Genomic DNA, 13796 nt, shown 5'->3' with positions numbered 1-13796 from the left:
GTTATGGCAGTCTAGTTCCAGAACCGTTTCCGCTCAAGTCAACTGCTTACCAATGCATCAACCAGTCCGCGGAACAGCAGCGCGCCGTCATTGCCGCCAAGTCTTTCATCCGCGGCCCGTTCGGGATGCGGCATCATGCCCAGCACCCGACGATTACCCGAAAGGATTCCGGCGATATCGGCGACAGAACCGTTGATCGCGGGCGCATAGGTGAAGGCGATCCGGTCCTCTTTGTACAGCTTTTCAAGCTCGTCAGGGGTGATCTGATAATTGCCGTCATGATGGGCAACCGGGATCGTAATCTGCTGACCTGCGGAATAGCCCGAGGTAAAGACGCTATCCGTCGTGGCGACTTCCAGAACGGCGGGTTTGCACAGAAATGTCAGTCCCTGATTGCGCATCAATGCGCCAGGAAGCAGGTCCAGTTCGGTCAAGACCTGGAAACCATTGCAAATTCCAAGCACGAAGCCCCCACGCTCGGCATGTTGCCGCAGGGCTTTTGCAATCGGTGACTGCGCCGCGATCGCGCCGCAACGCAGATAATCGCCATAGGAAAACCCACCGGGCACTGCGACCAGATCGGTTCCTGCGGGCAGAGAGTCGTCCTTATGCCAGACCCGCGCGACCTCCGCCCCTGCCTGTTGTAGCGCCACGACCAGATCTCGGTCGCAATTAGAGCCGGGGAAGGTGATGACAGCAGCTTTCATGGGCGAAACTCCTAGCGAAGATGTCGCTGCCTTAGCCTAATTTCATCGCCCCGAAAAGAGTTTCCGCCCGTAAATCGCTGATGACGGGGTAATAATCGACGCTTTCCGTCGAACCTGCATTTCGGCCCCGGTCCGCCCGTCATTCGCCCGGCTGACCGGGAGGCGCAAATGGCCTGCCGTGTTTCGCACCCGATGTCGGGATGGTTATCCTTCGATGCGGGTGAAATCCGCGATCTGCCGTCCGGCTTCGCGAATGCGTGACAGCAGGTTCAGCCGGTTGCGCCGCACGATCTGCGCATCGGTATTGACCTGTACCGCTTCGAAAAACGCATCTATGGGCATGCGGAGCGCGGCAATTGCGGTCATCGCGGCGGGGAAATCCTCGCGCTTGACAGCGTCCGAGATTGCCGGTTCCGCCTGATCGAGCGCCGAGAACAGGGCGCGTTCCGCATCGGTTTCGGCGAATTTCACATCGGCGCCAAAGCTGTATTCGACCCCGTCCTGCTGTTCCGCTTGCGACAGGATATTCCCGGCGCGTTTCAACCCCTGCGTCAGGTTCTGCCCGTCCTCGGTCGCCAACATGCCGTTCAGTGCCGTTGCCCGGTTCACGACCGGCACCAGATCGTCATTGCCGGGCTGGGCCAGTACGGCATCGATAATATCGTGGCGGATACCCTGATCGCGCAGATGCACCTTGAGGCGGTCGTGGAGGAAAGTCAGGAGGTCTATTACGTCGGGATCAGTGGCTTCTCGTCGCCAACTTGCTGCTCCCTGTGCGAGAATTTTTTCTAATACTCCATCATTCGGGTGCTCTAGGTGACGTCTCAATTCAAATGAGTAATCATGATATCCGAGGCAATCACGAATTGGATCCAATAATGAGAAATTTTCATTATTGGTAAGAATAAGCCTGATTACCCCCAACGCCGCCCGCCGCAGCGCAAAAGGATCCTTCGATCCGGTCGGTTTTTCATCAATCGCCCAGAATCCGGTCAGCATGTCGATCTTGTCGGCCAGTGCGACGGCGACCGAAACCGGCGCCGCCGGAACTGCATCGGATGGCCCAAGCGGCGAATAATGATCCCGCACGGCATCGGCCACGGCATCGGCATGACCTGCCGCTCTGGCATAATAGCGCCCCATGATCCCCTGCAATTCCGGGAATTCCCCGACCATTTCCGACCGCAGATCCAGCTTGGCGAGCTTTGCGGCTTCTTCGGCCTGATCGCTGTCCGCACCGACCAGCGGTGCAATCTCGCGGGCCAGGGCGGCGATCCGCTGAACCCGATCCGCCTGAGAGCCGAGCTTGCTTTGAAAGGTCACCGATTTCAGCCCTTCGGCCCAGACCTCCATCCCCGCTTTCGCCATCCGCAGATCGTTTTCCCAGAAAAACGCCGCATCCGAGAGACGCGCGGCCAGCACCCTCTGGTTCCCGGCAAGGATGGTCGCGCCATCATCCTCGGTCGCGATATTGGCGACGGTCACAAAACCCTCGATCCGACCGGTCTTGGGGTTCCGGGCGGAGAAGAACTTCTGATGCTCTTTCATCGAGGTTTGCAGCACCTCGGGCGGCAGGTCGAGGAAACGCTCTTCGATCACCCCCATCAGCGGTACCGGCCATTCGACCAGCCCGGCCACTTCGGACAGAAGCCCTTCATCTGAAACGATTTCCCAGCCGCGAGCAAAGGCGAGGCTTTCAGCTTCCTGACGGATGGCCGCTTCACGCTCGGCCATGCCCAGCATGACATGGGCGCGGCGCAGCCGGGTGGCGTAATCCTCGAAATTGCTGACGCTGAACGCATCCGGTGACATGAAGCGATGTCCGCGCGTGCTGCCGTTTGCAGTGATCCCGTCAATGGTCAGAGGGACGACCGATGCCCCGGATTCATCCGAGAGGATGCACAGGATGGAATGCAGCGGACGCACCCAGCGAATGCTGCCGGCACCCCAGCGCATGGATTTGGGCCACGGAAAATTGCGGATCGCGGCGTCCAGAACCTCGGCCACGATCTCGGCGGCGGGGCGTCCCGGCTTTTCGACGGTGGCGAAATAAACCTGCCCTTTCTTGTCGTCGCGGGTTTCCAGCTGATCACGGGTAAGGCCGGTGCTGCGCAGGAAGCCTTCGATCGCCTTTTCGGGCGCATCCACGCGCGGTCCCTTGCGTTCTTCGCGCAGGGTCGGGCTGTTGGCGCTCAGGCCCTCGACCGTCAGGGTCAGGCGGCGCGGTGTACTGAATACGCCTGCTGAACCGTAAGTCAGCCCGGCCTCGACCAGCCCGTCGGTGATCAGGCGTTTCAGATCGGCCCGCGCGCGGGATTGCATCCGGGCGGGAATTTCTTCCGAGAAAAGCTCGATGAGAAGGTCGGGCATCAGTCCATCACTCCGCGTTCCGGGGTCTTGTCGTTATATTGGTGCCAGCCATAGGTACGGCCATCGGGATAAATGGCCAGCACACGATCCACATCCGGGTGGATTTCGGGCTGTGCAAGCACGGCGCGGGCCTTTCCCGCTTCGAGATCCGCACCGATCTGCGAGGCATCGAAACAATCGAACCAACCGGGCGCAATCAGCGGGGTTGGATTGTCGAAAGGGATTGTCTCGGGCAATTCACCTTCCAGCCTGAAACAGGCACGCCAGCGAATGGGCGAGCTCTCGGCATCGATGATCTGAAATTCGCTCCCGGCAATATCTTTCTGTCCGTCGGGCGTGGCGATCTGAACCCGGGCGGCGGGGCTGCCCGGTTCAACCGTTTGGTAATATCCATATTGCTGCGCATACCAAATCCCGCCTCCCACAAGGAGCGGCGCGAGGATCAGCACGATAACGGCAATCTTGCCCTTCACGCGGCTTCTCCTGCCGCGTCGGTGGTCAGAAACAGATCGGCGCAGCCTTTTGCAAGCGCCCGCACGCGGCCGATATAAGCCTGACGCTCGGTGACGGAGATCACCCCCCGCGCATCCAGAAGGTTGAAGATATGGCTGGCCTTGATGCATTGGTCATAGGCCGGATGCGCCATCGGAATGCGGCGTCCGGCCTTGTCCTCTGCCGCGGCGTTGAGGATGCGGGCGCATTCGGCCTCGGCATCCTTGAAATGCTGGAACAGCGTGCCGGTATCGGCCTGATCGAAATTCCAGCGGGAATATTCCTGCTCGGTCTGGCGGAAAATGTCGCCATAGGTCAGGGCAATGGCGGAGGCCGGGTCGTTGAAAGGCATATCCATCACATGCTCGACCCCAAGCACATACATCGCAAGCCGCTCCAGCCCATAGGTCAACTCGCCCGAAACGGGGCGGCAATCATATCCGCCGACCTGCTGGAAATAGGTGAACTGGCTGACCTCCATCCCGTCGCACCAGACCTCCCAGCCAAGGCCCCATGCGCCGAGTGTGGGCGATTCCCAGTCATCTTCGACAAAGCGCACATCGTGCAGCATCGGATCCAGACCAATGGCGCGAAGGCTGCCCAGATAGAGATCTTGAAGGTTCGGAGGGCTGGGCTTGATGATCACCTGATATTGATAATAATGCTGTAGCCGGTTCGGGTTCTCGCCATAGCGTCCGTCGGCCGGGCGGCGGGATGGTTGCACATAGGCGGCCGCCCAGGGACGCGCACCCAGTGCCCGCAGGGTCGTCGCCGGGTGGAATGTGCCTGCGCCGACCTCCATGTCATAGGGTTGCAGAATCGCGCAGCCTTGCGCAGCCCAATAGTTCTGCAGGCGGAGAATCACCTCCTGAAAGCTGCGGGGACGGTTGGGGCTGGTCATCGGAGCGTCCTTTTTGCATAGGTAAGGCAACACATCCCGCGCCTTCTAGGCGCGGCAGGGGGCAGGGTCAATAAAGGGCCGGATAGCGACATGCAAAGGAGGCCGGTATGCGGCAATTAGTATCGGTGGTTCTGGCGGTTTGTCTGCCGATGGCGGCGGTCGCGCAGGATGCGGTCATCCGCATCGAGGCCAAGCGCGGTGAGGCCGCCGCATCGCAGGCCGCATCGGGATGGCGGCAGGAATTCGACGATGTCGTCACCTTTCCACTGAATGGCGAATGGATCGGGATCGCTTTGGGGCCGCTGCCGCGCAACAAGGCGGACGCGCTGCTTGCCGAATTGCTGCGATCGAGCCGCATTCCGGCGGACAGCTTTGTCACTGTCCCGGGCGGTGACGTCGCCCTGACGCCGGTGGTCGAGGCGGCGGGCGCAGGGGCAGGAGAGACGCCGGGGGCGGAGGGAATATTAGACGGTGGCACCACGGAGCAGGACGGAGCTCCGGACGCCGGAACCGACGGAGAGCCAGAGGTCATGCCTGTCCCGGCAGATGATCAGGCGACGACGACGCCAGCCGATGCACCTGACCCGGTCGTGGAGCCTGTCATTGCGGGCCCCGACACGTATATCCGTCTGCAATCGCTCAGAACGGAAGCGGAGGCCGAGGAAGCCCTGACCAAATGGCGCAAGGATTTTCCCGGAGCCGGGATGTGGCGCCTGCCGGGCGACTGGTTCGGCGTGGCGCTGGGACCGCTGGAAGAAGAGACGGCGCAGGCATGGCTTGGGGTATTCCGGCAGGGCGGGATATTGCCCGATGACGCTTTCACCTCCCATGCCGATGAAATGGGCGTGGTGGTGACGCCGGGCGAGGCGCCCGATCTGCCCGCGCCGGACGGTACGCGCGAGATGCCTCCTGTTCACGAGGTGCAGCAGGCGCTTCGCTGGGCGGGTCTTTACGAGGGCGACATCGACGGAAAACCTGGCCCGCAGACCAATGCTGCCATTCAGGCTGAAGTGCTTGCGGAACGGCTGTCCCCGGATCCCGGCACGGCGATGCAAAAGCTGATCGAACGGCGTGAGGCATGGCGCAAGGAGATGGGGCTGACTTTGCTTGAGGACGAGCATACCGGGCTGAGCCTGATGGCGCCACTGGACAAACTGCAATTCGACCGGACCGAGCGCGCATTGTCGATCTATGGCCCTGCGAATGGTTCCGGAGGGGCGTTGATTCTGTTCAGCCAACCGGGCGGACAACAAGAGCTTCTGGATCTTTCGGGGCTGATCACCGCGCTTGGCTGGGTGCCTCAGCCCGAGCGGCAGATTGAATCCGGCCATGTCCTGTTGAAAGGACAGAATTCCGATCATTTCGGCCGTGCCGAAGGTTGGGTAAGAGACGGTCGCGCCGAAGGATTCGTGTTGGTCTGGCCTGCCGCGGATGCAAAAACCCATGAACGGCTGGCCGCCGAGATGAGCGATAGTCTTACACGGTTCGAAACCGAAGATAACGAAGCGGCGGCAAGCGAGGATGCCGCGACAGGGCCGGAAGTTACCCCGGTGCAGCAATGATAGCCATGTCATGCCGGGTTCCCGGGATATGAAGACGGCCGGATGCGGAAAGGCTGTGTTCCTGCCACGTCATGGTTCGTTCGGCCCGATAGATCGTATCGGATCAAGTATCGGGGCCGGTCAATTCCGGTAGGTTATCTGCGTCACCGCTGCGCCCGGAACGCAACCCCCTGAAGCCGCGTTATTGCAGTTGCGCAGGTCATCTTGCGATATTCCGGCGCAATTCATTTGTCAGATCGAGCTAAATTTCGAATTCATGTTACAGATCAGTAAAAGCGAAAATCTTGTCATTCAAACCGGGTTTTATACCCTGGAAGCGTTCGTCTACGACGACGGCGGGCCACTTGTCGTCACGTTCGAGCACCTCAGGGGGCAGGGGCGTGCGCAACACCGGCTTCGCTCGGGTTGGATGGTGAATTATCTGCGAACCAAGCGGGTTTCGCATCTTGCCGTCAAGCCGGGCCGGAATGACTGGTATCGGCGTCAGGGTCTGACCGAGGCTTTTCAGTATCTGAAGGATTCCGGCTTTCTGGACAGATTCGCGCGCGTGATCACCTGCGGCGGCTCGATGGGGGGATATGGTGCGCTGGCCTATTCCGGCATGCTCGATGCCGATACCGTTGTCGCGTTCAATCCGTTGACGACATTGAATTCCCGGCTTGTCCCATGGGAAACGCGCTTTCAGAATTATGCCACGAATTTCGACTGGGACGGCCCCTTCCACGATGCTGCAAAGGAATGCGCTTCGGCCCGGCAGGTTTATGCGGTCGTGGACAGATGCTATGATCTGGACTGGAAACATGTCGCGCGCATGCCATCGCATAATCTTCACGTTCTCAATGCGCCGTTCCTGCAGCATCAGTTACCGCTTTATCTTCATTGGCTCGGGCTGCTTGAACCGTTCTTTGACAATATGGTGCAGGGGCGGATCGAGACCATGCCGTTCAACAAGGTTCTTCGTGATCGCCGCGAACTGGCGCAATATTTCAACGTGCTCGAAAATGCGCCACGGGTCAGGAGCAGTCCTGTTTTCAGCGGAATCGTCAGGCGTTTCAAACAAGAAAGCCCCCTGATGGGAAGTTGAACCGGGTCAGCTCCGCCAGAATTTCGGCAGGAGCAGCAGCAGAACCGAGATCAGTTCGAGCCGGCCAAGAAACATGCCAAGGATCATCAGCCATTTGGCGCTTGTCGGGAATTCGGCGACGGATCCGTTCGCCGTAACCTCCGGCCCCCATGCCGGACCGATATTGGCAATGGCGGTCCATGCCGCTGTCAGGGCGGTTTTCGGATGCAGCCCGGTCAGCGAAAGCCCGATGATCAGCAAGCCGAATGTCAGCATGAACAGGGTGAAGAATGTAATGACGGAATCGATGACCTCCTGTTCGATATGCCGCCCGCCATATCGAAGCGGGTAAACCCGATGCGGCGAGTGGATCCGCCGGATCTGGGCGCGTACCGCTTGAAACAGAACCAGATAACGAAAGACCTTGACCGAACAGCCGGTGGAACTGGTGCAACCACCGATCAGTCCCACGAGGATCAGCACCGCCAGCGGCAGATGACCCCATGCCGTCATGTCGGTCGAGGCAAAGCCGGTGCCGGAAAAGGTCGAGATCGTGTTGAAGACCGTCTCCCGGATCAGGTCAGAGGGGTTTTCTCCCTGTTTCATCACGATCAGGCGGTAGAGAACGATGATCGTGCAGGCATAGGTGATCCACCTCAGATAAGCGCGGATCTGAATGTCCTGCCATAGCGGCACGAAATTTCCTCGCAGCGCCTGCACCATCCGGATGAACGGGATCGACGCCAGGATCATGTAGAATGACGCGGCCCATTCCGGCGCACCCAGGAAGGCTCCGAAACTGGCATCGTAACTGGAAAATCCGCCGGTCGACACGGATGACAGCGCATGAACGACGGCGTCGTAACCGTTCATCCCCAGCAGGATATAGGTCAATATCGCTGCAACGGTCAGGAAGACGTATATCCGTGTCATCTCGGACGCGATTTCACCTGCGCGAGGCAGGATTTTACCCAAAGTATCGAAACCCTCCGAGCGAAAGAACTGCATGCCCCCGATCTTCATCACGGGCATGAAGACCATCGCAACGACCACGATTCCCAGCCCTCCGATCCATTGAAGGATCGAGCGCCACAGATTCGTTCCTCGCGGCAGGTTGTCCAATTCGGGAAAGGCGGTGGCGCCGGTCGTGGTCACGCCGGACATCGCCTCGAAATAGGCATCGGTGAAACTGGCTCCGGGCTGGCCAAGAATGAAGGGCAGGGCGCCGAATACCGGCAGCACGGCCCATAATCCCGAGGTGATCAGAAAAGCCTGCTGGATATTCAGAACCCGGACTTCCCGCTGCGCCGCCGTGGCGATCAGAAGCCCCGCAACGACGGTCAGGAAACCGCATTGAAGAAAGACTTTCCAATGTGCATCTCCGGCCCACAGATCGACAGTCATGGGCAGGAACATGGAGACCCCAAGCACGACTGTGACTTTTCCGATCGGTTGAGCAACGGGCCGCATGTCAATCATCCTGATTGCTTGCCGCGTGGCGCGAAGAGCGTCAAGCACAGAAACGGCGCGGATGGTCGGGGGCATGCAATGAGAGCGGGGCTGTATGCCACGAAGAAGACGCGCTATACTCGTTTTCGAAACGTGACCCGCATATCCCGGAGGAAGGATGACCGCATATCCCGTAACGATGTCCGTTCAACCGGAGGTTCGCGGCTATTTCGATTCCGCGACGAACACGATCAGCTATATCGTGAAGGATCCTGCCACGGATGCATGCGCGATTGTCGATTCCGTCATGGATATCGATTACGCGGCAGGCAGGATCACCTATGAACATGCTGACAGGCTGATCGAGGAAATCAGCCGGGAAAACCTGCGCCTGGAATGGATCATCGAAACCCATGTCCATGCCGATCATCTTTCTGCCGCGCCCTATATTCAGGATCGTCTCGGCGGCAAGATCGGCATCGGCAGCAAGATCATGGCGGTACAGGAAGAATTCGGCAAGATTTTCAATGAAGGCACCGATTTTCAGCGGGACGGCAGCCAGTTCGACCGGCTGTTCGAAGATGGCGACAGTTATATGGTCGGCGAGATGCCTTGCTTTGCCATCCATACCCCCGGTCATACCCCTGCCTGCATGACCCATGTCATCGGTGACGCCGCTTTCGTTGGCGATACCCTGTTCATGCCCGATGGCGGCTCTGCCCGGGCCGATTTCCCGGGTGGCGATGCGGGCACGCTGTATGACAGTATCCGGAAGGTCTTGTCCTTGCCCGACGAGATGCGGCTTTTCATGTGCCACGATTACGGACCGAATGGCCGCGATATCCAGTGGGAAACGACGGTGGCCGAAGAGAAAGCCAATAATATCCATGTCGGCGGCGGCAAGACGCGCGAGGAATTCATCCGCTTCCGGACCGAGCGCGATGCGCAGCTGGCGATGCCGAAACTGATCATTCCTTCGCTTCAGGTGAATATGCGCGCCGGCGAGGTGCCGACCGACAAGGATGGTCGCCCGATGCTGAAGGTGCCGGTCAACGGACTATAGCAACGCTCCCGGGGGCGGAAATCCGCTCGGATCCGATGGTGCCGCATTGCGCGAGATATCAGCCCGATGCCGTTCTGGCGGGCAGATCATGTGTCGGAGCAATGCCGAAATAAGTTAATACGCCGTCGCGCCCTTGATCGCGCCTCACCCACGCGCTACCTTTATGACAAGTTGAAATCGGAGGGCGTAGAAATGACGCCCAAGCGTCCCGCGGGTGGGGGCGCGTTCCCGAAAAATACGGTTGAGCCGTTCGTCACCCGCCAGACCGAGGAGGGCGCGCTTTATGCGGCGCTCGACCTTGGGACAAATTCGTGCCGGATGCTGATTGCGAGACCGCAGGGCAGTCAGTTTCTGGTCGTGGACAGCTTCTCCAAGCCCGTGCAGCTTGGCCGGGGGCTGGAGGCTTCGGGGCGTCTGTCCCGCAGTTCGATGGCGCGCACCATTCACGCATTGCAGGTGTGCCGCCGTAAATTGGACCAGCACAACGTCCGGAGTATGCGGCTGGTTGCGACCGAGGCCTGTCGGCGCGCGCGTAACGGCAAGGATCTCATGCGCAATATCCGCCGCGAAACCGGCCTGCCGCTCGAGGTCATCGGACCCGAGGAAGAAGCCCGGCTTGCCGTGATCTCCTGTGCGCCGCTGGTCAGCCACAAGACCGAAACGCTGATGGTCGTGGATATCGGCGGCGGCTCGACCGAGCTTGTCTGGATCGATCTTGAGGATGTCGAACCCCGTGAACGTCCGCGCGCGATCATGAAACTCAGCGAGGGGTTCGGTGATCCGAAGCCGGGCGGTGCCCGTGTCGTCGACTGGATCAGCGTGCCGCTTGGCGTTGCGACCCTGCGCGACATGTTCTCGGATGTCGAGGACGATCAGGGCCGTTTCGCGTTGATGAGCTGGTATTTCGAGGAATTGCTGGCCGATTTCGCGCCCTATGCGGATGGCTCCCCCGATGGGGGGTTTCAGATCATCGGCACCTCCGGCACAGTGACGACGGTCGCGGCCAGCCATCTCAATCTGCGCCGGTATGACCGTACCAAGGTCGATGGTCTGGCTATGAGCACCGAACAGATCGACCGGGTGATTCAATCCTATCTTGCCCTTGGTCCCGATGGCCGCCGCGCGGATCCCCGGATCGGACGCGAACGGCACGCGCTCATCATGTCCGGTGCGGCGATTCTGCAGACGTTGATGCGGGTCTGGCCGACAGACAAGCTGTCGGTTGCGGACAGAGGACTGCGCGAGGGGTTGCTTTATGCCCAGATGGTGCGCGATGGAGTGCTGAAGCCCGAGGGGCTGAACGGAGTGGCATGATGGCAATCAAGGGATCAGACGGCAGTCGGGCAGGCAAGTCCAGCGGCCGGGGTCAGCGGGATCTGAAAGTGCGGGTCAAGACCGCCAAGGGGCGCAAGCTGTCCAGCAAGCTGTGGCTGGAACGGCAGTTGAACGATCCTTATGTCGCCCGCGCCAAGCGCGATGGCTATCGGGGCAGGGCGGCCTACAAGATCCTTGAACTGGATGACAAATACCGCTTTCTCGTGCCGGGCGCGCGGGTGGTCGATCTGGGATGCGCGCCGGGCGGCTGGTGTCAGGTTGCGGTCCGGCGGGTGAACGCGTTGGGTGAAAAATCCGGCAAATCGGTGGGCCGTGTGATTGGCGTCGATCTGCAAGAGGTCGATCCGGTCCCGGGAGCCGAGATCCATGTGCTGGATTTCCTGTCGGATGGCGCGGATGACCAGGTCAAGGAATGGCTGGGCGGTCGTGCGGATGTGGTGATGTCGGATATGGCCGCGTCGTCATCGGGGCATAAGGGTACCGATCATCTGCGGATCGTGGCTTTGGTCGAGGCGGCAGCCGCGCTTGCCTTTGATGTGCTGGAACCCGGAGGTACTTTTGTCGCCAAGGTTCTTGCCGGCGGTGCGGAAAGCGAAATGCAATCGATGCTCAAGCGCAATTTTCACAAGGTTGCCAATGTGAAGCCTCCGGCCAGCCGCAGCGATTCATCGGAAAAATTTGTGGTTGCGACCGGCTTTCGCGGGAGTGACGACAGTAATGGGGACCTAGCGTGATTGATCGCGATAGGTTTCGGGGCTGCTGCCGGTGGCCGAAACGAAGATACGGGTGAAATGCGCGAAGCTGGTATATCCGAGCTTCTGCGCAATCCGCGTCGCGCTCAGGTTACTGTCCCGCAGCATCTCCATCGCCTGTTCCAACCGCAATTCATTCATCACTTCGATGGCGCGTTTGCCATAGGCGTCGCGGCATGCGCGATCCAGAAAGCCGGTATTGGTTCCCAGTTCCGCGGCGATCTCGGCGACAGTAGCTCCGTTCTGCAACTGCATGGCAGCCGCCGTCATAAAATGTCCGGCCAATGATTCCTGCGCGTGGCCATGTGGGACTATGATGCGATCCGATGGTTTCCGAACCGGCTCCAACCGCCCCAAATGCCGGGCCAACAGATGCAAGATGCGATGCAGCGTCTTGATATCGGGATCGGGACGGCTCGTCTCGGCCTCGATCTGGGCGAAGAGATCAGAAAGCTGGGATTTCGCGCCGTCGACCGAGCCGGCAAGCGGTTGCCCAGGAAATGATGGCTCGGATTCCGGTAGAATGGGTGGCGCAAGCAAGAGCGCGCTTCCTTGCGCGCTGGAACCGGGAAAGGTGGCAAATGCAGTTCCGGCGGGAACGAATTGAATCGAGCCATGCGGCAGAATTTGCTGCCGGCGCGGAAAATCGAGGTGCAACTCTCCGGCGGTAATCCAGAGCAGAACGTGGTCCGGATTGGTTCGGGGACGTGGATGCCTTCCCCTGTTACCCCAGGCGAATCCGGCCAGTGGCAGCAACCGCAATGCCGGCTGCCTGATCGTGGAACGCGCGAGATGAAGGCGGCGCGGAAGACGCGGCATATCCGGTATTCTGTCATTCAAATCCGGCTGCCGCTGCAGGATATGATGCCCCCCGGAAGCCGAAAGCCGGGGATTCCCTTCGGGAATTCCGGAATCGTTTATCTGCGTGGCAGACAAATCTCCGGCCTGTGAACGAAGTCCCGGGATACGGCCGGCGAATGGGCTTTGCGAAAACGGGAACCCGGATTTCCGTTCGTGGCGAGAACTCGATATCATCGTGAACAACCCAATCATTATCGAACTTGCTCCAGTTAATGCGACCCTGCTGGAACAGCAACGCTGAACTAGGTTAATAAATTATTGAAAACATGGACTTCACGGGGATTTTTTCAGATTTGAGGTCCAACGGGCCAGTCGCACCAGTCTTTCATGCGATTGCGGAACCATATTCGCTGTGATTTCGCATATTGTCGCGTGGCGATGATGGCCCGCGTGATCGCGTCGTCAAGTTCAAGCTTGCCGCGCAGACAGGCGACAAGCTCTGGCGCCCCGATTGCGCGGGCCCATTGTTTTTCGGGCCGCCATTCAGGCAGCATTCGCTTCACCTCGTCCAATGCGCCTTCGCTGATCATCGCGTGGAAGCGCGACGCGATTCGCCCGGCCAGCCAATCCCGGTCGGCTTGCAGCACCAGCCGCTGGCATTCCGAGGGCGCGATCAGTGGCGGCGGCGTATCCGTCTGCCAGTCGGACAGGCCGCGCCCGGTTGCCTTCAGAACCTCCCATGCCCGTTGCACGCGCGCGGGGTTTTGCCTGTCGATACGTCCACCGGTCGTTTCGTCAAGTTCGGCCAGCATCTGCCCAAGCCCGCCGGATCTTGCCAGAATATCGTCTCCCGCCGCGCGGATCTCGGGCGGGACCGGCGGGATATAAGCCAACCCCCGGGTCAGGGCGCTCAGGTAAAGGCCGGTACCGCCGACCACGATCAATCGCTGATCCAGCAGGCCTTCGACATCGCGCAGCCAGTCCCCGACCGAATAACTTTGGCAGGGCGATACATGGCCATATAGCGCATGAGACGCGGTTGCCTCGTCCTCCGGGGTCGGCCGCGCGGTCAGCACCCGCCAGCACGACCAGATCTGCAATGCGTCGGCATTCACGATCAGCCCGCCTTGCCGCTGGGCCACGGCAAGCGCAAGCGCGGATTTCCCGCTCGCGGTCGGTCCGGCAATGACCAGATGGCGCTGCGGGTCGATCCGTGAAAGATCAAAGACGTGCATGGTTGAGTCCGGGCTGTTGATCCTGCCGGTCTTTTGCGACATTTTGCGCGGCAATTAAAGCGCCAT

Annotated in this window: 12 protein-coding genes; 5 read left to right on the top strand and 7 right to left on the bottom strand. The window is 60.1% G+C overall.

The window, feature by feature from the left end; translation table 11 throughout:
• Positions 1 to 38 precede the first annotated feature (38 nt).
• The 4 genes from purQ to D3P04_RS09945 all read right to left on the bottom strand — a co-directional run bounded on the left by purQ (position 39) and on the right by D3P04_RS09945 (position 4470).
• A complete protein-coding gene (purQ, locus tag D3P04_RS09960) occupies positions 39 to 707 on the bottom strand; it encodes a phosphoribosylformylglycinamidine synthase subunit PurQ (protein ID WP_119748419.1) in 669 nt (222 codons plus the stop codon).
• Between the two features lie 204 nt (positions 708 to 911).
• Positions 912 to 3077: a glycine--tRNA ligase subunit beta gene (gene glyS / locus D3P04_RS09955; protein ID WP_119748417.1), complete on the bottom strand. Its 2166-nt coding sequence runs from the start codon at positions 3075 to 3077 to the stop codon at positions 912 to 914.
• Positions 3077 to 3550, bottom strand: a complete 474-nt coding sequence (locus D3P04_RS09950; RefSeq protein WP_119748415.1) for a DUF6446 family protein — start codon at positions 3548 to 3550, stop codon at positions 3077 to 3079. Before D3P04_RS09950 ends, glyS begins: the two co-directional genes overlap by 1 nt.
• Positions 3547 to 4470 carry a glycine--tRNA ligase subunit alpha gene (locus D3P04_RS09945; RefSeq protein ID WP_119748413.1) on the bottom strand — a complete coding sequence of 308 codons (924 nt, stop codon included), beginning with the start codon at positions 4468 to 4470 and terminating at the stop codon, positions 3547 to 3549. The genes D3P04_RS09950 and D3P04_RS09945 overlap by 4 nt, the downstream gene beginning before the upstream one ends.
• A 107-nt stretch (positions 4471 to 4577) precedes the next feature.
• On the opposite strand from D3P04_RS09945, the gene D3P04_RS09940 reads away from it, so the two are divergent.
• Both D3P04_RS09940 and D3P04_RS09935 read left to right on the top strand, forming a co-directional pair.
• The gene (locus D3P04_RS09940; protein WP_182912801.1) at positions 4578 to 6032 is read left to right on the top strand and encodes a peptidoglycan-binding domain-containing protein; all 1455 of its coding nucleotides are present in this window, start codon (positions 4578 to 4580) and stop codon (positions 6030 to 6032) included.
• Between the two features lie 256 nt (positions 6033 to 6288).
• Positions 6289 to 7116: a hypothetical protein gene (locus tag D3P04_RS09935; RefSeq protein ID WP_147391909.1), complete on the top strand. Its 828-nt coding sequence runs from the start codon at positions 6289 to 6291 to the stop codon at positions 7114 to 7116.
• Positions 7117 to 7122: 6 nt separating this feature from the next.
• On the opposite strand, the gene D3P04_RS09930 is transcribed toward D3P04_RS09935, so the two are convergent.
• The gene (locus D3P04_RS09930; protein ID WP_119748407.1) at positions 7123 to 8574 is read right to left on the bottom strand and encodes a TrkH family potassium uptake protein; all 1452 of its coding nucleotides are present in this window, start codon (positions 8572 to 8574) and stop codon (positions 7123 to 7125) included.
• A gap of 148 nt (positions 8575 to 8722) precedes the next feature.
• On the opposite strand from D3P04_RS09930, the gene D3P04_RS09925 reads away from it, so the two are divergent.
• The 3 genes from D3P04_RS09925 (at position 8723) to D3P04_RS09915 (ending at position 11676) form a co-directional block, all read left to right on the top strand.
• Complete coding sequence (locus tag D3P04_RS09925; protein WP_119748405.1) at positions 8723 to 9607, top strand: MBL fold metallo-hydrolase; 885 nt, start codon at positions 8723 to 8725, stop codon at positions 9605 to 9607.
• Positions 9608 to 9799: 192 nt separating this feature from the next.
• Positions 9800 to 10921, top strand: a complete 1122-nt coding sequence (locus D3P04_RS09920; RefSeq protein WP_119748403.1) for a Ppx/GppA phosphatase family protein — start codon at positions 9800 to 9802, stop codon at positions 10919 to 10921.
• Positions 10921 to 11676: an RlmE family RNA methyltransferase gene (locus D3P04_RS09915; protein ID WP_119748401.1), complete on the top strand. Its 756-nt coding sequence runs from the start codon at positions 10921 to 10923 to the stop codon at positions 11674 to 11676. Before D3P04_RS09920 ends, D3P04_RS09915 begins: the two co-directional genes overlap by 1 nt.
• On the opposite strand, the gene D3P04_RS09910 is transcribed toward D3P04_RS09915, so the two are convergent.
• Positions 11668 to 12513 (bottom strand): helix-turn-helix transcriptional regulator, encoded by an 846-nt coding sequence (locus D3P04_RS09910; protein ID WP_182912800.1) that lies wholly within the window; start codon positions 12511 to 12513, stop codon positions 11668 to 11670. The genes D3P04_RS09915 and D3P04_RS09910 overlap by 9 nt on opposite strands.
• 329 nt (positions 12514 to 12842) lie before the next feature.
• Positions 12843 to 13772, bottom strand: coding sequence for a tRNA (adenosine(37)-N6)-dimethylallyltransferase MiaA (miaA, locus tag D3P04_RS09905; protein WP_408634368.1), 930 nt, complete (start codon positions 13770 to 13772; stop codon positions 12843 to 12845).
• Between the last annotated feature and the right edge of the window lie 24 nt (positions 13773 to 13796).

Origin of the sequence: Paracoccus onubensis, assembly GCF_003591515.1 — a bacterium.
GTDB lineage: Bacteria > Pseudomonadota > Alphaproteobacteria > Rhodobacterales > Rhodobacteraceae > Paracoccus > Paracoccus onubensis.
The sequence above is the reverse complement of the archived record's forward strand: the minus strand, read 5'-3'. Positions and strand labels throughout refer to the sequence as shown.